At 71.9% G+C, this 19,549-nt stretch carries 19 protein-coding genes; 11 read left to right on the top strand and 8 right to left on the bottom strand.

The genetic code is table 11. The features are described 5' to 3' along the window. Positions 1 to 79 precede the first annotated feature (79 nt). Positions 80 to 1,180, top strand: a complete 1,101-nt coding sequence (locus AQI95_RS21820; protein WP_067126026.1) for a pyridoxal-phosphate-dependent aminotransferase family protein — start codon at positions 80 to 82, stop codon at positions 1,178 to 1,180. A gap of 138 nt (positions 1,181 to 1,318) precedes the next feature. On the opposite strand, the gene AQI95_RS21815 is transcribed toward AQI95_RS21820, so the two are convergent. Then, positions 1,319 to 2,215 carry an alpha/beta fold hydrolase gene (locus AQI95_RS21815; RefSeq protein WP_067126024.1) on the bottom strand — a complete coding sequence of 299 codons (897 nt, stop codon included), beginning with the start codon at positions 2,213 to 2,215 and terminating at the stop codon, positions 1,319 to 1,321. Positions 2,216 to 2,856: 641 nt separating this feature from the next. Between AQI95_RS21815 and ectA the strand changes: the two genes are divergently transcribed. From ectA to thpD, 4 genes are read left to right on the top strand one after another with little or no spacing between them, the layout of a single operon-like run. Further along, a complete protein-coding gene (ectA, locus tag AQI95_RS21810) occupies positions 2,857 to 3,384 on the top strand; it encodes a diaminobutyrate acetyltransferase (protein ID WP_067126022.1) in 528 nt (175 codons plus the stop codon). Positions 3,385 to 3,397: 13 nt separating this feature from the next. After that, entirely contained in the window at positions 3,398 to 4,669 is a 1,272-nt protein-coding gene (ectB, locus tag AQI95_RS21805; RefSeq protein ID WP_067126020.1) for a diaminobutyrate--2-oxoglutarate transaminase, read from the top strand. Positions 4,670 to 4,720: 51 nt separating this feature from the next. Beyond that, complete coding sequence (locus AQI95_RS21800) at positions 4,721 to 5,125, top strand: ectoine synthase (protein WP_067126018.1); 405 nt, start codon at positions 4,721 to 4,723, stop codon at positions 5,123 to 5,125. Positions 5,126 to 5,131: 6 nt separating this feature from the next. Beyond that, positions 5,132 to 6,025 (top strand): ectoine hydroxylase, encoded by an 894-nt coding sequence (gene thpD, locus AQI95_RS21795; RefSeq protein WP_067126015.1) that lies wholly within the window; start codon positions 5,132 to 5,134, stop codon positions 6,023 to 6,025. A gap of 54 nt (positions 6,026 to 6,079) precedes the next feature. Here the strand turns inward: thpD and AQI95_RS21790 are convergent, their stop codons facing one another. The 4 genes from AQI95_RS21790 to AQI95_RS21775 form a co-directional block, all read right to left on the bottom strand. Further along, positions 6,080 to 7,138 (bottom strand): aminotransferase class V-fold PLP-dependent enzyme, encoded by a 1,059-nt coding sequence (locus AQI95_RS21790; protein ID WP_067126368.1) that lies wholly within the window; start codon positions 7,136 to 7,138, stop codon positions 6,080 to 6,082. Between the two features lie 110 nt (positions 7,139 to 7,248). Then, entirely contained in the window at positions 7,249 to 7,977 is a 729-nt protein-coding gene (locus AQI95_RS21785; protein WP_067126013.1) for a DsbA family oxidoreductase, read from the bottom strand. Positions 7,978 to 8,052: 75 nt separating this feature from the next. Further along, the gene (locus tag AQI95_RS21780) at positions 8,053 to 8,556 is read right to left on the bottom strand and encodes a GNAT family N-acetyltransferase (protein ID WP_208614233.1); all 504 of its coding nucleotides are present in this window, start codon (positions 8,554 to 8,556) and stop codon (positions 8,053 to 8,055) included. Then, positions 8,553 to 9,551, bottom strand: a complete 999-nt coding sequence (locus tag AQI95_RS21775; protein ID WP_244188806.1) for a GlxA family transcriptional regulator — start codon at positions 9,549 to 9,551, stop codon at positions 8,553 to 8,555. The genes AQI95_RS21780 and AQI95_RS21775 overlap by 4 nt, the downstream gene beginning before the upstream one ends. Positions 9,552 to 9,600: 49 nt before the next feature. Between AQI95_RS21775 and AQI95_RS21770 the strand changes: the two genes are divergently transcribed. Then, positions 9,601 to 10,992 carry an MFS transporter gene (locus AQI95_RS21770; protein WP_067126011.1) on the top strand — a complete coding sequence of 464 codons (1,392 nt, stop codon included), beginning with the start codon at positions 9,601 to 9,603 and terminating at the stop codon, positions 10,990 to 10,992. On the opposite strand, the gene AQI95_RS21765 is transcribed toward AQI95_RS21770, so the two are convergent. Both AQI95_RS21765 and AQI95_RS21760 read right to left on the bottom strand, forming a co-directional pair. Next, the gene (locus AQI95_RS21765; RefSeq protein WP_067126359.1) at positions 10,946 to 11,554 is read right to left on the bottom strand and encodes a DUF1349 domain-containing protein; all 609 of its coding nucleotides are present in this window, start codon (positions 11,552 to 11,554) and stop codon (positions 10,946 to 10,948) included. The genes AQI95_RS21770 and AQI95_RS21765 overlap by 47 nt on opposite strands. Before the next feature lie 41 nt (positions 11,555 to 11,595). Next, on the bottom strand, positions 11,596 to 13,125 hold the full coding sequence (locus AQI95_RS21760; protein ID WP_079071383.1) for an aldehyde dehydrogenase (NADP(+)): 1,530 nt from the start codon (positions 13,123 to 13,125) through the stop codon (positions 11,596 to 11,598). A gap of 157 nt (positions 13,126 to 13,282) precedes the next feature. Here AQI95_RS21760 and AQI95_RS21755 point away from each other — a divergent pair, with 157 nt between their 5' ends. The 5 genes from AQI95_RS21755 to AQI95_RS21735 all read left to right on the top strand — a co-directional run bounded on the left by AQI95_RS21755 (position 13,283) and on the right by AQI95_RS21735 (position 18,614). Then, positions 13,283 to 14,056, top strand: coding sequence for an IclR family transcriptional regulator (locus tag AQI95_RS21755; RefSeq protein WP_067126006.1), 774 nt, complete (start codon positions 13,283 to 13,285; stop codon positions 14,054 to 14,056). Between the two features lie 124 nt (positions 14,057 to 14,180). Continuing rightward, positions 14,181 to 15,173: a hypothetical protein gene (locus AQI95_RS21750; RefSeq protein WP_067126004.1), complete on the top strand. Its 993-nt coding sequence runs from the start codon at positions 14,181 to 14,183 to the stop codon at positions 15,171 to 15,173. After that, positions 15,158 to 16,450, top strand: coding sequence for a sensor histidine kinase (locus AQI95_RS21745; protein WP_067126002.1), 1,293 nt, complete (start codon positions 15,158 to 15,160; stop codon positions 16,448 to 16,450). Before AQI95_RS21750 ends, AQI95_RS21745 begins: the two co-directional genes overlap by 16 nt. Further along, positions 16,447 to 17,106 carry a response regulator transcription factor gene (locus tag AQI95_RS21740; protein WP_067126000.1) on the top strand — a complete coding sequence of 220 codons (660 nt, stop codon included), beginning with the start codon at positions 16,447 to 16,449 and terminating at the stop codon, positions 17,104 to 17,106. The genes AQI95_RS21745 and AQI95_RS21740 overlap by 4 nt, the downstream gene beginning before the upstream one ends. A gap of 53 nt (positions 17,107 to 17,159) precedes the next feature. Then, on the top strand, positions 17,160 to 18,614 hold the full coding sequence (locus AQI95_RS21735) for a peptidoglycan D,D-transpeptidase FtsI family protein (RefSeq protein ID WP_067125998.1): 1,455 nt from the start codon (positions 17,160 to 17,162) through the stop codon (positions 18,612 to 18,614). Between the two features lie 75 nt (positions 18,615 to 18,689). Here the strand turns inward: AQI95_RS21735 and AQI95_RS21730 are convergent, their stop codons facing one another. After that, positions 18,690 to 19,487 carry an HAD family acid phosphatase gene (locus tag AQI95_RS21730; RefSeq protein ID WP_067125996.1) on the bottom strand — a complete coding sequence of 266 codons (798 nt, stop codon included), beginning with the start codon at positions 19,485 to 19,487 and terminating at the stop codon, positions 18,690 to 18,692. Positions 19,488 to 19,549 lie beyond the last annotated feature (62 nt).

The raw sequence follows: 19,549 nt of genomic DNA, 5'->3' as shown, positions 1-19,549 counted from the left end.
GCGTTCCACTTAAGATCGGTGGAGTCATCCCCGGGCCGTCAACCCGGCAATCACGCCCTTGGACGAAGAGAGAAGCGCCGTGACCCACCCCTTCCTCGACCTGCCCCCGCTGAGTGCCCAGCGCTTCGCCGCGATCGAGGACGGGGTGGCCCGGCTGCTGGACACCCGGCAGGACGTGCTGATCACGCAGGGCGAGGCCCTGCTGCCGCTGGAGGGTGCGATCCGCGCGGCGGCCGGGCCGGGCACGGTGGCCCTGAACGTGATCACGGGCCCGTACGGCCAGACCTTCGGCGACTGGCTGCGCTCCTGCGGCGCGACCGTGCACGACATCTCCGTCCCCTTTCACACGGCGGTGACCGCCGCACAGATCCGGGAGGCGTTCGCCGAGCACCCCGAGATCGACTTCGTGTCCCTCGTCCACGCGGAGGCGGCGACCGGCAACACCAACCCGGTCGCGGAGATCGGCGAGGTGGTACGGGAGCGGGGTGCGCTGTTCTACCTGGACGCGGTGGCCTCCGTGGGCGCGGAGCCGGTGCTGCCGGACGCGTGGGGCGTGGACCTGTGCGTGATCGGGGCGCAGAAGGCGATGGGCGGCCCGGCGGGTGTGTCGGCGATCTCGGTGAGCGAGCGGGCCTGGGCCCGGATGGCGGCGAACCCCGACGCGCCGCGCCGCTCCTATCTGTCCCTGCTGGACTGGAAGGAGCGCTGGATCGACGCCGGCCGGCGGGCGCTGCCGCACGCTCCGGCCCAGTTGGAGATGCTGGCGCTCCAGGCGTGTCTGGAGCGGATCGAGTCGGCGGGGCTGGACGCGGTGATGGCCCGGCACCGCACCGCCGCGCTGGCCACGCGGGCGGGCGCGGTCGCCCTGGGCGGGGGCCTTGAGCCGTATGTGCACGAGGCGAAGGACGCGGCACCGGTCGCCACGACCCTGCGGGTGCCGCCCGGCGTCGTCGCCTCGGAGCTGGTGGCTCGGGCGCTGCGCAGCGACCCCGCGCTGCCGCTGGCCGCGGGCGGGGGTGCGCTGGCCGAGGAGATGATCCGGGTCAACCACTACGGCGCGGACGCGAATCCGGGAGCCGTACGGGCAAGCCTGACGGCGGTGGGCACCGCGATGGCGGAGGCCGGGGTGCCCGTGGACCTGGTGGCCGCCGGTCGGGCGGTGGACGGCCACTGGCGCTGAGCGTCCGCCACAGGATCCTGCCGACGTGCGCCGGGCCGACCCGTGATCCTGCGGCGTCGACGGCCCGGCGCGTCGGGCGGGGGCAGCCTGCCGGCCGCCCCCGCCCGGCCCGCTGGGTGACGCTTCGCGCCCGGCGGGTCAGACGATCAGCCGGTCGAGGATGCCCGCCGTCTCGGCCGGCTTGAGCAGGAACCCGACGTGACTGGTGGCCAGGGTGTGCACGTCGTAGGGATTGCCGGGCGTCAGGGCGTCGGCCTCGGCGATCAGACGGTCCTGCATGGCCACGGGAAGCGACCGGTCGTCGGAGAGGCGGATGTAGGTGCGGGCGATGGTGCCCCAGGTGTCGGCGTGGCCGCGTGCGTCGGACATCATCACCGCCAGGGACTCGTCCGGCTGCAGGATGTTGAGGAAGGCCCGGAACTGCTCGTCGCTGCCGTCCGCCATCATCGCCGCCTTGAGTGCGGCCAGCATGACCGGGTCGGCGGTGCGGTAGTTGGCCCGGCCGACACCGAGCGCGGTGGGGTCGCCGACGTTCAGCGCGGCCAGCGGGGCCAGCAGGTTGTCGGCGAACTCGGGCTCCTGCATGTAGGCGACGGGGGTGGGGCGTTGCACGCACGACCAGCCGGAGATGTAGACGAGCCGGCTCACCAGGTCGGGGATCGTGTTGCCCACCCCGGTGATCGTGGTGCCGCCGAGGCTGGCGCCCACCAGGACCACCGGCCCGTGCTCGGCCACCCGCCGGACGACGTCGACGACCATGTCGACGTTGTCCTGGAGGGTGACGTCGGCCAGCCCGGACGGTTCGGCCGCCCACGCGTCGAGGTCCTGCGGGGCCTGGTAGGCGGCGGGGTACTGCGCGTCGAAGCCGTGCCCGGGCAGGTCCACGGCGAGGCTGCGATGCCCGAGCAGCGCCAGCTCGCGCTGGAGGGGCGTCCACATCAACGAGCTGGAGCACACGCCGTGTACGAGCACGAACGTCGCGTTCGCGTCGCGGGCCGGGCGCGGGCGGGGAGAGGTGCTGGAGACAGAAGTCATACGGGTCGGTCCAATGTCCGGTGGGCGGCGCGGCGGGCATGCCTGACGGGCCGTTGCCCGCGCGGTGCACCGCGCGGCTGAAGGGAGAAACGGGCGCACCTGTCACCAGGCGCGACGCGGATCTGCGGCCGGGCGCACACAAGCCGACGGCAGCGCTCGACGAGCGCGTGCCGGTCGCTCGGGCGACTGCGGCGACAGAAGTCTCAGACGGTCCGGAGGCGGACGAACATGTAGGACATGGCAGGGACCCTACCCGATCATGGATCACCGACGGGTCCGATTTCCCGCCGCCGGGGAGGACCGGGCTCGGCGGCCGGGCGGGCCGAACGGGAGCCGGCGCGGACGGAACCAGCGGACGGAACCAGCGAGGCGTGAATTCAATTTACTTTCACAATTCCCGCCAATTCCCTGAAAGATAGCTTCCCGTATTCTTCTGCCCGCTTTTCACGAGGCTAAACGGGGGAGTTTTCCAGCGGGTTTCTGGCGGGCCCTTGACGGTTTCCTGGCTGTGACACACTCCACACGAGTGGCGATTTGCACTGATTTTTCATGGGGTAATCCGGGCATTTAGGTCGGGTTCCTGCACAGCACAGCGACCACGCCCGTGCATTTCTCAATTCGCCTCGCTAAATTCGTGCCGCATGACTGCCGCACCCGCAGACCTGTTGATCGACCAGCCGGCGGTGACCGACGGAGCAGCGCTCTGGCGTCTCGCCAAGGAATCGAAAACCCTCGACCTGAACTCCTCGTACAGCTATCTGCTGTGGTGCCGGGACTTCGCCGGCACCTCGGCGGTGGCACGTGGGGAGGGCGGGGAGCCGGTCGGTTTCGTCACGGGCTATGTGCGGCCGGAACGCCCCCGCACGCTGCTCGTGTGGCAGGTGGCCGTCGACTCCGCCCACCGCGGTCTCGGCATCGCCGCCGCGCTGCTGGACGGGCTGACCGCTCGGCTCACCGCCGAGCACGGCGTCACCGACGTGGAGACCACCATCACCCCGGGCAACACCGCGTCCGAGCGGCTGTTCGCCTCGTTCGCCGCCCGGCACGGGGCGCGCCTGGAGCGCGAGGTGCTGTTCCCCGCCGAGCTGTTCCCTGAAGGCGCGCACGACCCCGAAGTGCTGTACCGCATCGGCCCGTTGACCGACGTCACCCCCCACTCCGCCCACTGAGGAGCGATTCACCGTGACCATCACCCAGCCCGACCTCAGCGTCTTCGAGACCCTCGAGTCCGAGGTCCGCAGCTACTGCCGCGGCTGGCCCACGGTCTTCGACCGCGCGCAGGGCAGTCGGATGTACGACGAGGACGGCCATGCCTACCTCGACTTCTTCGCCGGGGCCGGCTCACTCAACTACGGCCACAACAACCCCGTGCTCAAACGGGCGTTGATCGACTATCTGGCACGGGACGGGGTGACCCACGGCCTGGACATGTCGACCACGGCCAAGCGGTCCTTCCTGCAGGCCTTCCAGGATCTGGTGCTGCGCCCGCGTGATCTGCCGTACAAGGTCATGTTCCCGGGCCCGACCGGCACCAACGCCGTGGAGTCCGCGCTGAAGCTGGCCCGGAAGGTGAAGGGGCGCGAGGCGATCGTGTCGTTCACGAACGCCTTCCACGGCATGTCGCTGGGGTCGCTCGCCGTGACCGGCAACGCCTTCAAGCGGGCCGGCGCCGGCATCCCGCTGGTGCACGGCACGCCGATGCCGTTCGACAACTACTTCGACGGCACGGTCCCGGACTTCCTGTGGTTCGAGCGGCTCCTGGAGGACCAGGGCTCCGGGCTCAACAAGCCCGCCGCCGTGATCGTGGAGACCGTGCAGGGCGAGGGCGGCATCAACGTCGCCCGGCCCGCGTGGCTGCGCGCGCTGAAGGAGCTGTGCGAGCGGCAGGACATGCTGCTGATCGTCGACGACATCCAGATGGGCTGCGGCCGTACCGGCGCCTTCTTCTCCTTCGAGGAGGCGGGGATCGTGCCGGACATCGTCACGGTGTCCAAGTCGATCAGCGGCTACGGGCTGCCGATGTCGCTGTGCCTGTTCACGCCGGAGCTGGACGTGTGGGAGCCCGGCGAGCACAACGGCACCTTCCGCGGCAACAACCCGGCGTTCGTCACCGCCACCGCGGCGCTGGAGACGTACTGGGCCGACGGCTCGGCCATGGAGAAGCAGACCCGCAGCCGCGGTGAGCAGGTCGAGCAGGCGCTGATCTCCATCACCGAGGAGAACCTCGCCGATGTGAAGGAGTACCGCGGACGCGGTCTGGTGTGGGGCATGGAGTTCCACGACAAGGACCGGGCCTCGCGGATCGCGCGGCGGGCCTTCGAACTCGGGCTGCTGATCGAGACGTCCGGCCCGCAGGGCGAGGTCGTCAAGCTGCTGCCCGCCCTCACCGTCACCCCCGACGAGCTGGACGAGGGTCTGCGCATCCTCGCCCGTGCCGGCCGGGAGACCGTCTGAACCGCACGAACCGACAGAGCCGACAGAGCCGACCAGGAGGAAGAGCACCACGTGATCGTCCGATCGTTCAAGGACATCGAAGGCACCGACCGGCACGTCAGGGCCGAGTCCGGCACTTGGGAGAGCAAGCGGATCGTCCTCGCCAAGGAGCGGGTCGGCTTCTCCCTGCACGAGACCATCCTGTACGCCGGGACCGAGACGTCGATGTGGTACGCCAACCACGTCGAGGCCGTCGTCTGCACCCGGGGCGAGGCCGAACTGACCGACCGGGAGACCGGCACGACGTACACCATCACCCCCGGCACCATGTACCTCCTCGACGGGCACGAGCGGCACACGCTGCGTGTCAAGGAGGACTTCCACTGCATCTGCGTGTTCAACCCGCCCGTGACCGGACGGGAGGACCACGACGAGAACGGCGTCTACCCCCTGCTCACCGAGCCCGAGGAGGTGTGAGAACCCATGACCACTGCCACCGTCACCGATCTCTACCCGACCCGCGGTGCCACCGAGGCGACCGTCCCGCGCCAGGACCCGGTCCTGTGGGGCTCCCCGGACGCGCCGGGCCCGATCCCCGCCGCGGACCTGCACGCGTACGACCGTGACGGCTTCCTCGCCGTCGACCAGCTGATCGGCCCGGACGAGGTCGAGGTCTACCGCCGTGAGCTGGAGCGGCTGGTCACCGACCCGGCGATCCGCGCCGACGAGCGCTCCGTCGTGGAGCCGCAGTCGAAGGAGATCCGCTCGGTCTTCGAGGTGCACCGGATCAGCGAGGTCTTCGCGAACCTGGTGCGTGATCCGCGCGTGGTCGGCCGGGCCCGGCAGATCCTCGGCTCGGACGTGTACGTCCACCAGTCCCGGATCAACGTCAAGCCGGGGTTCGGCGCGAGCGGCTTCTACTGGCACTCGGACTTCGAGACCTGGCACGCCGAGGACGGCCTGCCGAACATGCGCACGGTGTCCGTCTCGATCGCCCTGACCGAGAACTTCGACACCAACGGCGGCCTGATGATCATGCCGGGCTCGCACCGTACGTTCCTGGGCTGCGCCGGTGCCACGCCCACGGACAACTACAAGAAGTCGCTGCAGATGCAGGACGCGGGCACCCCGTCCGACGAGGCGCTGACCGCGCTGGCGGGCGAGCACGGCATCCGGCTGTTCACCGGCCGGGCCGGCTCGGCGACCTGGTTCGACTGCAACTGCATGCACGGCTCCGGCGACAACATCACGCCGTTCCCGCGCAGCAACGTCTTCATCGTGTTCAACAGCGTGGAGAACGCGGCCGTTGCACCCTTCGCGGCTCCGGTGCGGCGGCCCGAGTTCATCGGGGCGAGGGACTTCACCCCGGTCCGCTGAACCCATGAGCGCCACAGGGGCCTCCACCCGCGCGGTGGAGGCCCCTGGCACGTGTCAGGCCAGGGCGTTCAGCAGGCGGTCCACGTCCGTCTCGGTGTTGTAGAGGTGGAAGGCGGCACGGAGGTTGCCCGCGCGGTCGGAGACCTCGATGCCGGCGCGGCTCAACTCCGGCTGGCGGGAGCCGAGTCCGGGGACGGAGACGATCGCCGAGCCGGGGGCGGGCACCGGTTCGTGGCCGAGGGTGACGGCTCCGGCGCGGAAGCGGTCGGCGAGACGCACGGCGTGGCCGTGCAGGGCGGACACCCCGATCTCCTCGAGCAGTTCGAGGGAGCCGCGCAGTCCGGCGTAGGTGAACAGGGCGTGGGTGAGGTCGAAGCGCCGTGCGGAGTGGGCGAGTTCGGCCACCGGGCCGTAGCAGCTGTCCCAGGGGGCCTCGCCCGCGACCCAGCCGGCGAGCAGCGGGACGAGTCCGCCGAAGTCCTCGGGGACGGTGAGGAAGGCCGCGCCGTGCGGGCCGAGCAGCCACTTGAAGGAGACGGTGGCGGTGAAGTCGTACTGCGCGGCGTCCACGGGGAGCCAGCCGGCGGCCTGGGAGAAGTCGACGTAGGTGCGGGCGCCGTGCTCGCGGGCGGCCTCGCGCACGGCGGTCAGGTCGGCGAGCCGCCCGTCGGCGGACTGGGCGGCGCTGACCGCGACGAGCGCGGTGCCCGGTCGGACGGACTCGGCGATCCGTTCCAGCGGGGCCGTGCGCACCTTGAGATCGCCGCGGACGTGGAACGGGTTCAGCACGGAGGTGAAGTCGTCCTCGGCGGTGAGGACTTCGGCGCCCGCGGGCAGCGAGTGGGCGAGCACGCCGGTGTGCGCGGCGACCGAGGCGCCCGCGGCGACCCTGGTGGCCGGGACACCGGCCAGCCGGGCGTACGCCGCCCGGCAGATCTCCACGTTCTCGTAGAGCGGGAGCAGCGGCCGGCCCTCGGCCCGCATCAGCGCCGCCTCGTGCAGGGCTGCGACCGCGCGGGCGGGCAGCAGGCCGGTGCTCGCGGTGTTCAGGTAGCTGGTCTTCGGGCTGAACTCGGCGCGGACGAGGCTGTCGAGCTTCTCCGTGGTGCCCATCTCCGTGGTGTCCATGGGACCACTCTGCGTCCCCTGGGACCACCCGTCCATTGCCGATTTCTGCGTGGTTGGTCCCAGGGCTCCTTATACAACGGCTCCGGCCTGCGGTTTCAGCCCTGCTGGGGCACCGCGCACCCGTCGGGACCGCAGGCCGCGCCGTCTCCCCCGTCACTCTGATCGACCAGCGTCAGCGGGGAGCGCTCGCCCCAGGCCTGGTCCAGCGCCCGGCTGAAGACCTCGGCGGGCTGGGCGCCGGAGACGCCGTACTTCCGGTCGAGGACGAAGAACGGCACGCCGGTCGCGCCGAGCTGGGCGGCCTCGCTCTCGTCGGCCCGGACCTCGTCCGCGTAGCGGGACGGGTCGGCGAGCACCGCGCGGGCGGCCTCGGCGTCGAGACCGGCCGCCACGGCCAGCTCGACGAGCCGCTCGTCGCCCTCGGTGAAGACGGAGCGCTCCTCGGCGAAGTTCGCCCGGTACAGGATCTGGATCAGCTCGTCCTGCCGGCCCCGCTCCTTGGCGAAGTGCAGCAGGCGGTGCATGTCGAAGGTGTTGCCGTGGTCGCGGCCCCGGGTGCGGTAGTCCAGGCCCTCGGCGGCGGCCTGGGCGCCCAGGTTGTCCTCGCCGGCCTCGGCCTGGGTCTCGCTCATGCCGTACTTCCTGGTGAGCATGGTGATCACCGGCTGGACGTCGCCCTTGGCGCGGCCCGGGTCCAGCTCGAAGGAGCGGTGCACCACCTCGACGTCGTCGCGGTGCGCGAAGGCGGCCAGCGCCTTCTCGAAGCGGGCCTTGCCCACATAGCACCAGGGGCAGGCGATGTCGCTCCAGATCTCGACGCGCATGTCTTCGGCTCTCCAGGTCGTACCGGCGCGGAGGCTCTCCCCGCCGCCAGTACGTGAACGTTCAAACAGCCGTGTTCATTCCCCGGGGACGGAGAAGCGCAGGAACAGGTGGTGGTCGCCCTCGGCGGGCGGGTTCTCGGGGTCGGGGACCCAGCCCTGGCGGGCGTAGAAGCCCTGGGCGCGGGTGTTGTCCGTGTGCACGTCGAGTACGGCCGTGCGCCTGCCGTCGGCCCGCCACTCCTCCACGCAGGCCGCGTGCAGGGCCGTTCCGATGCCGGAGCGCCAGCGGTCGGGGTCCACGTGGAACTGGAAGAGCTTGACCGTGTGGGCGGGTGCGCCGTCCGGGGTGCGGAAGGAGGCGATGCCGACGATCCTGCCCTGCTCGACGGCGCACAGCACATGGCCGTCGGGGCGCTCGATGGAGCCGCGCCAGGCCTCGACCCAGTCGAAGCCGGCCTGCGGGAGGCCGGCCGGGTAGTACGTCGAGCGGGCCCGTACGTGCAGATCGGCGATGACCTCGGTCTCGGCGGGCACGGCGGTGCGGATCACCACAGCGCCCCCGGCGCGTTCACTGATCATGCAACGGAGGACGTGACGGTGTCGGTGCCGGTTCCCAGGCGGCTGAACTGGACCCGGTACGCGCTCGGGGTGAGACCGGTGCGGCGGACCATGTGGGCGCGCAGCGAGTCGGCGGTGCCGAGACCGCAGGCGCCGGCCACCTGGTCCATCGGCAGCGTGGTGGTCTCCAGCAGTTCCTTGGCCCGTTCGATGCGCTGGTGCAGCAGCCACTGCAGGGGACTGACCCCGCTCTCGGCGTGGAAGCGGCGGGTGAGGGTGCGCACCGAGACCCTGGCGTGCCGGGCCAGGTCCGTGAGGGTGAGCGGCTTGTCGAGGTTGCGCATGGCCCAGCCGCGGGTGTCGGCGCAGACGGTGCCGCGTTCGGGCGGCAGCGGGGTGTGGGTGAACTGGGTCTGGCCGCCGGGGCGGACCGGCGCGACCAGGGCGAGCCGGGCGACCTCGTTGGCGACGGCGGCGCCGTAGTCGGTGCGGATGACGTGCAGGCACAGGTCGATGCCGGCGGCGTAGCCGGAGGACGTGAGGAACTGGCCGTCCTGGGCGTACAGGACGTCGCCCTGGACCTCGATGTCGGGGTGGCGGCGGCGCAGTTCGTCGGCGTGCGCCCAGTAGGTGGTCGCCTTGCGGCCCTTGAGCAGGCCGGCCTCGGCGAGCGAGAAGGCGCCGGTGCAGATGGAGGCGATGCGCACACCCCTGTCGGCGACCTCGCGCAGCGCCCGCAGCACCCGCGGGTCGGGCGAGAGAGGCCGGCCGGTGCCCGCGACGATCACGGTGTCCGCGTCCCGCATCGCCTCCAGGCCGTGCGGGATGTGCAGGTCGAGGGTGCCGGTGGTGGACACGGACCCGGGTTCGGGCGCGCAGATGACCACCTCGTAGCCGGGCTGCGTGTCGATCTCGACCTTGTTGAAGAGCAGTTCGGGGATGGCGAGGTTGAACATCGACACGGGCGGGGACGCGACGACCGCGACACGCAGCATGGCCAGAACCTCCGGATGCATGGCATTCAGGTCACTACTGTATGCCCACGCGGGTCAGCAGCATGGAGTCATGTCGACCGACCAGACCCTCCAACCGGACCGAACCGCCCTCGACAAGGGCGAGTTGGCATCCGGCCACACCCCGGCCCTCACCCTGACCACCGCTCTGCTGGGCTTCGCGTTGATCACCCTCGACGCGTCCGTGGTGAACGTGGCCCTCCCGGACATCGGCTCCGCGCTCGGCGGCGGCATGTCCGGCCTGCAGTGGGTGGTGGACGCATACACACTGGCCTTCGCCGCTCTCATGCTCTCCACCGGCGCCTTCGCCGACCGGGTCGGGGCGAGCCGGGCCTACGCCCTCGGCCTCACCGTCTTCACGCTCGCCTCGGCGGCCTGCGGCCTCGCGCCGACGCTCCCGGTGCTGATCGGCGCGCGGGTGCTGCAGGGCGTCGCGGCGGCCGTCGTCCTGCCCGCCTCGCTGTCCCTGGTGCGGCAGGCCTACGGCGAACCGGCGCGCCGGGCCAAGGCGGTGGCGCTGTGGGCGGCCGGGGGCTCGGTCGCGGTGGCGCTGGGCCCGGTGGCGGGCGGCGCGCTCACCACGGCCTGGGACTGGCGCGGGATCTTCTTCATCAACCTGCCGCTGGGCGCGGTCGCCCTGCTGATGCTGACGCGCGCGCCGCGCTCCGAGCGCCGCCCGGCCCCCCTGGACCTGGCCGGCCAGCTGACGGCCGTGCTCGCGCTGACGGCCCTGACGTTCGCGGTCATCGAGGGCGGTCCGACGGGCATCGTGGCCTTCGTCGTGGCGGTGGCGGCCGCCGCCCTGTTCGTCCGGGTCGAGTCACGGCAGTCGCACCCGGTCGTCCCGCTCGGCCTGTTCCGGGATCGCGCGATCCGGGTGGCCGTGGCCGCCGGGGCCGCGTGCAGCGTGTCCTTCTACGGCGTGGTGTTCGTCTTCTCGCTCTTCTTCCAGCAGGTGCAGGGCCGTTCAGCACTGTCCACCGGGCTGCTGTTCCTGCCGATGTCCGGGCTGATCGCGGTGACCAACGTGGTGTCCGGAAAGCTCGCCGGCCGCTACGGCCCCCGCATGCCGATGCTGCTCGGCCAGGCGCTGGCCGCGGCCGGACTGCTGGGTCTGCTGTCCGTCGGCTCCGGCACGCCCGCGGCCGTGGTGGCCCTGCTGCTCGTCCCGATGGCCCTCGGCTGCGCGCTGACCGTCCCGCCGCTGACGGCCGTCATGATGGACGCCGTACCGGCCGAGCGTGCGGGGCTCGCGGCCGGGGTGCTCAACGCGGCCCGACAGGTGGCCGGCGGCCTCGGGATCGCGGTGTTCGGCGCGCTGGTGAGCGGGGGCTTCGCCGCGGGCATGCGGGCGAGCCTGCTGCTGGGCGCGGCCCTGTTCGTCCTGACCTTCGCCCTCAGCTGCCGTCTCGGAGGTCGTCCGGCCAGCCGGGCCGGAAGGTGAGGTGGTCGTACGTCACCACGCACCCCTCCCCCAGCGGCGACTGGGTCATGAAGCCGACGAGGGCGGCGCCGGTCTCCTTCTCGTCGCCCAGCGTGAACAGCCGGACGAAGGTCCACCGCTCGCCGTCCCGGGAGGCGTGGAAGGCGAGGGCCCGACCGGTCCTGCTGATCCGCAGCCACACCGAACTCCCGTCGACCGTGAAGGAGTTGCAGTCGTCGGAGTGCCCCCGGGTGACCACCGTGCAGACGGTGGGCACGTCCGGGGAGTACTCCAGGCACAGCTTGGCCCAGGCCCGCTCGCCGACGTGGACGTACAGCACTCCGGCGTCGAAGGAGGCGCCGAACCCGACCGTGACACGGGCGATCAACTGGAAGTCCCCTTCCGGCGCGCCCAGCAGCCGCGGCGCGTCGGCGGCGGGGTCCAGGGCCTGGCCGGTGGGCGTGACGAACCGGTCCTGCCGGGGCCCGGCCCACCCGGTCAGCACGCCGTCCTCGTACGACCAGTGCCCGTCGGGTCCATAGGTACGGAGGGGAAAGGGGATCTCGGGAAGTTCCACGTCCATCGGCCGATTGTCGCAGGGGAACCGCACGTGCCCGAGGGGCGCTACCGCTCCAGCACCCCGTTGAACCTGCGCGGAAGCCCCAGGGGGTTCTCGTCCGTCAGCTCGACCGGCAACAACGCGGCGGGCGCGTTCTGATAGGCCACCGGCCGCAGCCACCGCTCGATGGCCGTACCCCCGACGGAAGTCGACGTGGAGGTCGTCGCGGGGTACGGCCCGCCGTGATGCTGCGCGGGCGCCACCGCGACCCCCGTGGGCCACGCGTTCACGACCACACGGCCCGCCAGCGGAGTCAGCTCGGCGAGAAGCTCCGCGCCGCGGCCCTGCCCGGCCGCCTCCTCGGCGGACAGCTGCACGGTCGCCGTCAGGTTGCCCGGCAGCCGGGACAGGACGCCCGCCGCCTCGTCCTCGTCCGCGTAGCGGGCCACCACGGTGACCGGCCCGAAGCACTCCTCCAGGAGCTGGTCGTACGCCCCTTCCTCGGCCAGCCTGGCGGCCGGCACCGCGAGGAACCCTGCGCTGACGCTGTGCTCGCCGCCCGCGCCCGGGGTGACCGGGGAGTCCACGTCGGGCAGCTTCGCGCGCTCGGCGACCCCGGCGATGAAGTCGTCCCGCATCCGGTGGTCGAGCAGCACTCCCGCCTCGGTGTCGCTCACCGCGTCCGTCAGGGCCTTGACCAGGCCGTCCCCCGCCGCACCGGACGGCACCAGCACCAGTCCGGGTTTCACACAGAACTGCCCGACCCCGAGCGTCATGGACCCGGCGAGCCCGACGCCGATCGCCTCGCCCCGCTCGGCGGCGGCGGCCTGCGTCACCAGGACCGGGTTGAGCGAGCCCAGCTCGCCGTGGAACGGGATCGGCACCGGACGGGCGGCGGCCGCGTCGAACAGCGCACGCCCGCCCCGGATCGAACCGGTGAAGCCCGCGGCGGCGACCGACGGGTGCTCGATCAGGTCGATGCCCGCCCGGAAGCCGTGCACGAGGCCCACGACGCCTTCGGGGATGCCGTGCTCCGCGGCGGCCCGGCGCAGCACCTTGGCGACCAGTTCGGACAGGGCCGGGTGGTCGGGGTGGGCCTTGACGACGACCGGGCAGCCCGCGGCGAGCGCGCTCGCGGTGTCGCCGCCGGCGACGGAGAAGGCGAAGGGGAAGTTGGAGGCGCAGTAGACGGCGACGACGCCGAGCGGGACCTTGTAGCGGCGCAGGTCCGGGATGGGCGGGGTCGCGGTGTCGTCGGGGTGGTTGATGACGACGTCCAGGAAGGCGCCCTCGTCGACGATGTCGGCGAAGGCCCGCAACTGGTAGCCGGTCCGGGCGAGTTCGCCGGTCAGCCGGACCGGGCCGAGGGCGGTCTCGGCGTCCGCGGTCTCGATCAGGCCGTCCCTGGCCGCTTCCAGGCCCGCGGCGGCCGTGCGCAGGAAGGCGGAGCGCACCGCGCGGTCGGCGAGGGCGCCCCGCGCGGCGTGGGCCGCCCTGACCGCGGTGTCCACCTCCTCGGCTGTGGCCTCCACCGCAACCTGCTCACGCCGCTTCCCGGTGCGCGGGTCGACACTCCAGACTGGTACTGCTGCCACCGCGGGTCCCTCCAGACGAGACTGCGCTTCACTGGGTCACCCATCAGCCGCGTTCGATATACTGAACGCTGTCTCTGATGATGAATTCGCTGTTCGGAGACTACATATCTCGGGACCTGAATATCCAGGCCCCCGTCGGACGAAGGGGTCAAGGGCGATGACGGCAGGCGACGCAGCTGGCGGGGCGCAGGTCAAGTCCGCGGTACGGACCGTTGAGCTGCTGGAGTACTTCGCCGGCCGGCCCGGCATGCACTCCCTCGCGGCCGTGCAGGAGGCCGTGGGATACCCCAAGTCCAGCCTGTACATGCTGCTGCGCACACTCGTGGAGCTGGGCTGGGTGGAGACGGACGCGACCGGCACGCGGTACGGCATCGGGGTGCGGGCGCTGCTCGTGGGCACGTCGTACATCGACGGCGACGAGGTCGTGGCCGCCGCGCGGCCGACCCTGGACCGGCTCTCCGACGACACCACGGAGACCATCCACCTGGCCCGGCTCGACGGCATCAACGTCGTCTACCTGGCCACCCGCCAGTCCCAGCACTACCTGCGCCCCTTCACCCGGGTGGGGCGCCGGCTGCCGGCCCACTCCACCTCCCTCGGCAAGGCGATCCTCGCCACGTACTCCGACGAGCAGGTGCGCAAGCTGCTGCCGGAGACCCTGCCCGCGCTCACCGAACACACCCTCACCGACCGCGAGAAGCTCATCGAGGAGCTGCATCAGGTGCGGGAGCAGGGCTTCGCGGTCGACCGCGAGGAGAACACGCTGGGCCTGCGCTGTTTCGGCGTGGCGATCCCGTACCGCACCCCGGCCCGGGACGCGATCAGCTGCTCGGTGCCGGTGGCCCGGCTGACGCCCGCCCACGAACAGATGATCAAGGACGCGCTGTTCGACGCGCGCGACCGGCTGACGCTGGCGACGCGTCGGCTGTAGACCGCGCCGCGGGTCGGACCGGGTGCCGTGTCCCCCTCGGCACCCGGCGTCTCCCCCGTGCGGCGGAGACGGATCGTCGGCGGGCAGGAAGCGCACCGGCCCGCTCGCACGGGAGCGTTGGGGCATGACCCAGTCAACCGCTCTCGGCCCGGCCGCCACCGGCATCTCCGCATGGTCCCGGCTGCTGCGCCTGCTCGCCGTCACCGCCTGTCTGCCGTATCTCGCCCTCAAGGTCGCCTGGATCGCCGGGAGTCATGCCGGGATCCCGGACGGAAGCCCGCTGCTGGAGCACCGGGTGACCATGATCGTCGCCAATGGGCTCACCGTGCTGATGGACGCGGCCGTGGTCGTGCTGGCGCTGCTGCTGACCCGTCCCTGGGGTCGGCGGGTGCCCGCCTGGCTGCTGGCCGCACCGATGTGGGTCGCCACCGGCCTGCTCGCGCCGATCATGGCCGGATTCCCGGCGCAGTTGGTGCTCCATGCCGTGCACGGAGGCGGCGACAGCGGCGGGAGCGGCGGCGGGGACAAGCCGTTCCTGGCCGGCTGGGTGTTCGACGTGGTGTACGGCGGGTTCATCGTGCAGGGCCTGGCCCTCGGGGCGCTGTTCGCCGCGTACGCCCGCAACCGGTGGGGGCAGCTGTGGCGGGGACGGCTGCGGGAGCTGCCGTCCCGCGGCACCGCGACCGGCCGGTGGGGCCCGGTGACGGTGGCGGTGCTCGCGCTGTTCCCGCTCGGCACCAGGCTGCTGTGGGCCTGCGGCGGCACGGCGGGGCTGGGCACGAAGCACCCCGGGGGCCGGCTGATGGACGTGCTGATGCTGGTCTCCCTGGCCGCCGCCGTGCTCGGCGTCCGCCAGCTCGCGCTCCCCCGCGGCGGCGCACTGCCGGTCGCGGTGCCGCTCGCCCTGGCCTGGATCGGCTCCGGTGCCGCCGCCTGCTGGGGCGCCTGGACGGCCCTCGGCGCCCTCGCCACCGCGCAGAACGCCGCCGATCGCCCGACAACGACGCTGGCTCTCACCTACGCTGGGCAGGTGATCACCGGCTTGCTCGTGCTCTCCCTCACTGCCCGCTTCCTCGCGGACCGGTCCACCGAGGCCGCCCGGTGCGCGGGGCGTTGAGGCGGCTCTTCGGCGGGCGGGCGCGGCGCCGGTGGGTCCATCTGATCCTGGGCGGCGCGCTCGCGATGCCGTACGTCCTCGTCGGCTCGGTGATCGTCGGACCGCTCACCGGCGTGGACGACGTCTTCGGTTCGCTGCCGCTGCAACTCGCCTCGTTCGCCCTGGGGTTGCCGCTCGCGGCGGTGACCTCCCTCTTCCCGCTGACCCGGCCGCTGGAGTCCGCCGCCGTACGCGCCCTGTGCGGTGTCGACGGGGACGACGCCCTCGCCCACGGCCCGGCCCGCACCCGGGCCGAACGGGCGCGCACCGCCCTCTGGTTCACGCTGCATCTCGGGTTCGGCGGGATCGTCGCGGGGATGTCGCTGGCGGTGCCCCCGTTCGCGGTCGTCCTGATGGTGCTGCCGCTGTTCGCCGGGCTCCGCCACTCCCCGCTCGACCTGCCCGACGTCCTCGACCACGGCTGGACGTCGGCGCTCAGCCCGCTCGCCGGCCTGGCCGTACTGCTCGCGCTCGCCGGGTGCGCGGCGGGCTGCGGGGCCCTGCTGGCCCGCTGGGCACCGGCGCTGCTCGGGCCCACCCCCCAGGACCGGCTGGCCGCAGCCGAGGCCCGCGCCGCCGATCTCGCTGTACGCAACCGGCTCGCCCGCGAGCTGCACGACTCCGTCGGCCACGCCCTGAGCGCCGTCACCCTCCAGGCGAGCGCGGCCCGCCGACTCCTCGGCACCGACCCGGAGTTCGTCCGCGAGGCGCTCGCCGCGATCGAGGAGACCACCCGGCGCACGGTCGGTGAACTCGACGCCGTGCTCGGCGTGTTGCGGGACGGCGACGCTCCGGGCACCGCACCCGCGCCGACGCTCGCGACCGACCTGGACGGACTGCTGCGCCGCACCCGGGCCGCCGGACAGCCCGTGTCGGCCACCGTCGGCACCGACCCCGCCGCGCTGCCCCCGCTGGTCTCCCGGGAGGCGTACCGCATCGTGCAGGAGGGCCTGAGCAACGCCCTGAAGCACGCCGGCACACCGGTCGCGGTGCGCATCGCCGCCGACGACGGCCATCTGGAGATCACCGTCGAGAACGCCCTGGGCACCGCACGCTCCCCCCGCCCCGGCGGCGGTCACGGTCTGCGGGGCGTCGCCGACCGGGTGCGGCTGCTCGGGGGCACGGCGCGGGCGGGGCCGTCGGCGGACACCTGGTGCCTGTCCGTACGACTGCCCCTGACCGCGCCCGCGACCACGGCCGAGGCATCCGCCCGGCCACTGCCGAGAGGAACCGCATGACCCGGCCCGCCGTCCGGATCGTCCTCGCCGACGACGAACGCATGGTCCGCACCGCCCTGCGCGCCATCCTCTCCGCCGAACCGGACCTGGAGGTGATCGGCGAGGCGACGACCGGCGCGGAGGCCGTGTCGCTGGTCCGGGAACTGCGCCCCGACGTCGTGCTCATGGACGTGCGCATGCCGGAGACCGACGGCATCCGGGCCACCGAACAGATCCTCACCACCCTGGAGCCGCCGCCCCGGATCGTCGTCGTGACCACCTTCGAGAACGACTCGTACGTGTACGACGCCCTGCGCGCCGGCGCCGCCGGCTTCCTGCTCAAGCGGACAGACGCCGACACCCTGGTGCAGACGGTACGGCTGGTCGCGCACACCGACAGCCTGCTGTTCCCGGCGGCCGTACGGGCCCTCACGGCCGGACACGCGCGCCGGACCACCCCGTCCGCGCCCTGGGTGGGCAAGCTCACGGGACGCGAGCGCGATGTGCTGCGGCACATGGCCGACGGGCTGACCAACGCCGAGATCGCCCGGCGGCTGGAGGTGGGACCCGCGACCGTGAAGTCGCATGTGGCGGCCGTCCTCGCGAAGACCGGCGCCCGCGACCGCACCCAGGCGGTGATCGCCGCGTACGAGGCCGGTTTCCTGAACACACGATGAGAAAACGGACGTACGGGAACGACCGGCCCCCTTCCGATCGTCTACGAAGCGGGATGAACAAGACGATCAGGCGGGCGTCCGTCTTCGCACTGCTGCTCGTGCTCGCTCTGCTGGCCAGGGCGACATGGGTGCAGTTCTACGACGGCAAGGCCCTCGCGGACGACAACGACAACCGGCGGAACGCGATCCGGACCTACTCGCAGCCGCTCGGCAACATCATCGTGGCCGGAAACGCCGTCACCGGCTCCACCCGGACCAAGGGAGGTGATCTCGAGTACAAGCGGACGTACACGGACGGCAAGCTCTACGCGTCCGTGACGGGCTACGCCTCGCAGGCCTACGCCCCCACCCAGCTGGAGGGCATCTACCAGGACCTGCTGGACGGCACGGACAACCGGCTGAAGACCGTGATGGACACGCTCACCGGCAAGCGCGCCGACCCGGGCGACGTGCTCACCACGATCGACCCGACCGTGCAGAAGGCGGCCTACCGCGCGCTCGGCGACAAGAAGGGCGCGGCCGTCGCGATCGACCCGAAGACCGGCAAGATCCTCGCCGTGGTGTCGACGCCGTCGTACGACCCCTCCACACTCACCGATGCCAACACGGCCGGGAGCGCCTGGAAGCAGCTGACCACGGACGGGCAGAAGCCGCTCGTCAACCGCGCGCTGCGCCAGCCGCTGCCGCCGGGTTCGACGTTCAAGCTGGTCGTGGCGGCCGCCGCGCTGGAGAACGGGCTGTACAAGAACGTGGACGATCCCACCGACAGCCCCGACCCGTACATCATGCCGGGCACCACTCGCCCGCTGGAGAACGAGAACAGGTCGGCGCCCTGCAAGAACGCCTCGATCCGCACGGCCCTGCGGTACTCCTGCAACAACGTCTTCGGCCATATGGCCGTCGAGCTCGGCCAGGACAAGGTCAAGGCCATGGCCGAGAAGTTCGGCTTCAACGACGACAAGCAGGACGTGCCGGTGCGCGCCTACGCCAGCGTGTATCCCTCCGGCATGGACAAGGCGCAGACCGCGCTGTCCGGCATCGGCCAGTTCGACGTCACCGCGACCCCGCTGCAGATGGCCATGGTGTCCGCGGCCATTGCCAACGGCGGCAAGCTGGTCTCGCCGCACATGGTCTCGAAGATCGCCGACAGTGACGGCGATGTGCTGCAGAACTTCGACGACGGCGCGGACGACAAGGAGATCGTCAGCTCCTCCACCGCCGAGCAGCTCCAGTCGGCGATGGAGACGGTGGTCAAGGACGGCACGGGCACGAACGCGCTGATCGACGGGGCCACGGTCGGCGGCAAGACCGGCACCGCCCAGCACGGCGAGAACAACAGCAAGACGCCGTACGCCTGGTTCACGTCCTTCGCGAAGTCCGACAGCAACGGCAAGGAGGTCGCCGTCGCGGTCATGGTCGAGCAGTCGGACGCGGCGCGGTCGGAGGTCAGCGGCAACGGACTGGCGGCGCCGGTGGCCAAGGCGATGATGCAGGCGGCCCTGAAGTAGGCGGCCCCGAAGGGCGTGCCGCGGGGTGATCGCGCGCGCGGTTCCCGCGCCCCTGGGGGCGCGGGAACCGTACCGTCAGGAGACGAAGTAGGTCGGGTTCGGCAGCTTGTACGTGCGGTCGGCGTAGCCGCCGTCGAGGTCCGAGTACTGGTCGCCGAAGTTGGCGATGACCTCGTAGCCGAGGTCGTCCTCGATGTGCTTGCGGGTGCCGGACTTGTACTGCACGGTCGTGCAGTTCCAGGTGCCCGGGGTGGCGCAGTCGCCCAGGTAGGCCGGCGGGTTGGCCTTGTCCTTGAGGAACATGTGGTCGGCGTCGAGGTTCACATCGGCGCCGACCTTCTTCAGGTTGGCGACGGCGGCGGTGCGCTGTGCCTCGCTCAGGCCGGAGTTGTAGAAGACCTCGACGCCCTTGGACTCGGCGTAGCGGACCAGCTCGGGGCTGCCGAAGACGGCGGGCCGGTCGGCGCGGTTCACGTAGTCGTTCCACGTCGTGGAGTTGTACGTGTAGTTGTAGCGCTTCTCGTAGTCGAGGCTGAGCAGCAGCGTGTCGTCGATGTCGAAGACCACGGCCGGCTTCTCGCCGTGACGGTGCGCCTTGCGGGCCGCCTTGTCGATGTAGCGCTTGGCGTCGGCGTCGAGGTGCGCCAGGTCCTCGGCGTACGGGCTGTCCGGGGACGCCTGGTAGACGCCGTTGGCGTCGGCGGTCGTGCCGTAGTAGGTGTCGATGTCCTTCACCAACTGCCCGATGTTGTAGGGCTCGTGGGTGGAGTTCGCCGTCGACTGCCCGGCGGTGGCCGCGCCCGCGCTGTACAGCGCGAGGCCGGCAAGAGCGCAGGCGGCACCGGCGGCGACGACTCTGTGGGACTTCCGCATGGATTCTCCGGATCTGGTGGATGAGAGTGATGTGCCAGGTCAGAGACTGTCTACGCGCATCA

Origin of the sequence: Streptomyces yokosukanensis (assembly GCF_001514035.1) — a bacterium.
GTDB classification, from domain to species: Bacteria; Actinomycetota; Actinomycetes; order Streptomycetales; family Streptomycetaceae; genus Streptomyces; species Streptomyces yokosukanensis.
Note: the sequence above shows the minus strand (reverse complement) of the source record. Positions and strands in the feature narration are given on the sequence as shown.

What these genes read in the sequence shown, in the direction of transcription:
- AQI95_RS21815 (WP_067126024.1), bottom strand. Translation starts at nt 2,215, where the DNA reads ATGACTTCTGTCTCCAGCACCTCTCCCCGCCCGCGCCCGGCCCGCGAC.
- ectA (WP_067126022.1), top strand. Translation starts at nt 2,857, where the DNA reads ATGACTGCCGCACCCGCAGACCTGTTGATCGACCAGCCGGCGGTGACC.
- thpD (WP_067126015.1), top strand. Translation starts at nt 5,132, where the DNA reads ATGACCACTGCCACCGTCACCGATCTCTACCCGACCCGCGGTGCCACC.
- AQI95_RS21790 (WP_067126368.1), bottom strand. Translation starts at nt 7,138, where the DNA reads ATGGGCACCACGGAGAAGCTCGACAGCCTCGTCCGCGCCGAGTTCAGC.
- AQI95_RS21785 (WP_067126013.1), bottom strand. Translation starts at nt 7,977, where the DNA reads ATGCGCGTCGAGATCTGGAGCGACATCGCCTGCCCCTGGTGCTATGTG.
- AQI95_RS21780 (WP_208614233.1), bottom strand. Translation starts at nt 8,556, where the DNA reads ATGATCAGTGAACGCGCCGGGGGCGCTGTGGTGATCCGCACCGCCGTG.
- AQI95_RS21775 (WP_244188806.1), bottom strand. Translation starts at nt 9,551, where the DNA reads ATGCATCCGGAGGTTCTGGCCATGCTGCGTGTCGCGGTCGTCGCGTCC.
- AQI95_RS21770 (WP_067126011.1), top strand. Translation starts at nt 9,601, where the DNA reads ATGTCGACCGACCAGACCCTCCAACCGGACCGAACCGCCCTCGACAAG.
- AQI95_RS21765 (WP_067126359.1), bottom strand. Translation starts at nt 11,554, where the DNA reads ATGGACGTGGAACTTCCCGAGATCCCCTTTCCCCTCCGTACCTATGGA.
- AQI95_RS21755 (WP_067126006.1), top strand. Translation starts at nt 13,283, where the DNA reads ATGACGGCAGGCGACGCAGCTGGCGGGGCGCAGGTCAAGTCCGCGGTA.
- AQI95_RS21750 (WP_067126004.1), top strand. Translation starts at nt 14,181, where the DNA reads ATGACCCAGTCAACCGCTCTCGGCCCGGCCGCCACCGGCATCTCCGCA.
- AQI95_RS21740 (WP_067126000.1), top strand. Translation starts at nt 16,447, where the DNA reads ATGACCCGGCCCGCCGTCCGGATCGTCCTCGCCGACGACGAACGCATG.
- AQI95_RS21735 (WP_067125998.1), top strand. Translation starts at nt 17,160, where the DNA reads ATGAACAAGACGATCAGGCGGGCGTCCGTCTTCGCACTGCTGCTCGTG.
- AQI95_RS21730 (WP_067125996.1), bottom strand. Translation starts at nt 19,487, where the DNA reads ATGCGGAAGTCCCACAGAGTCGTCGCCGCCGGTGCCGCCTGCGCTCTT.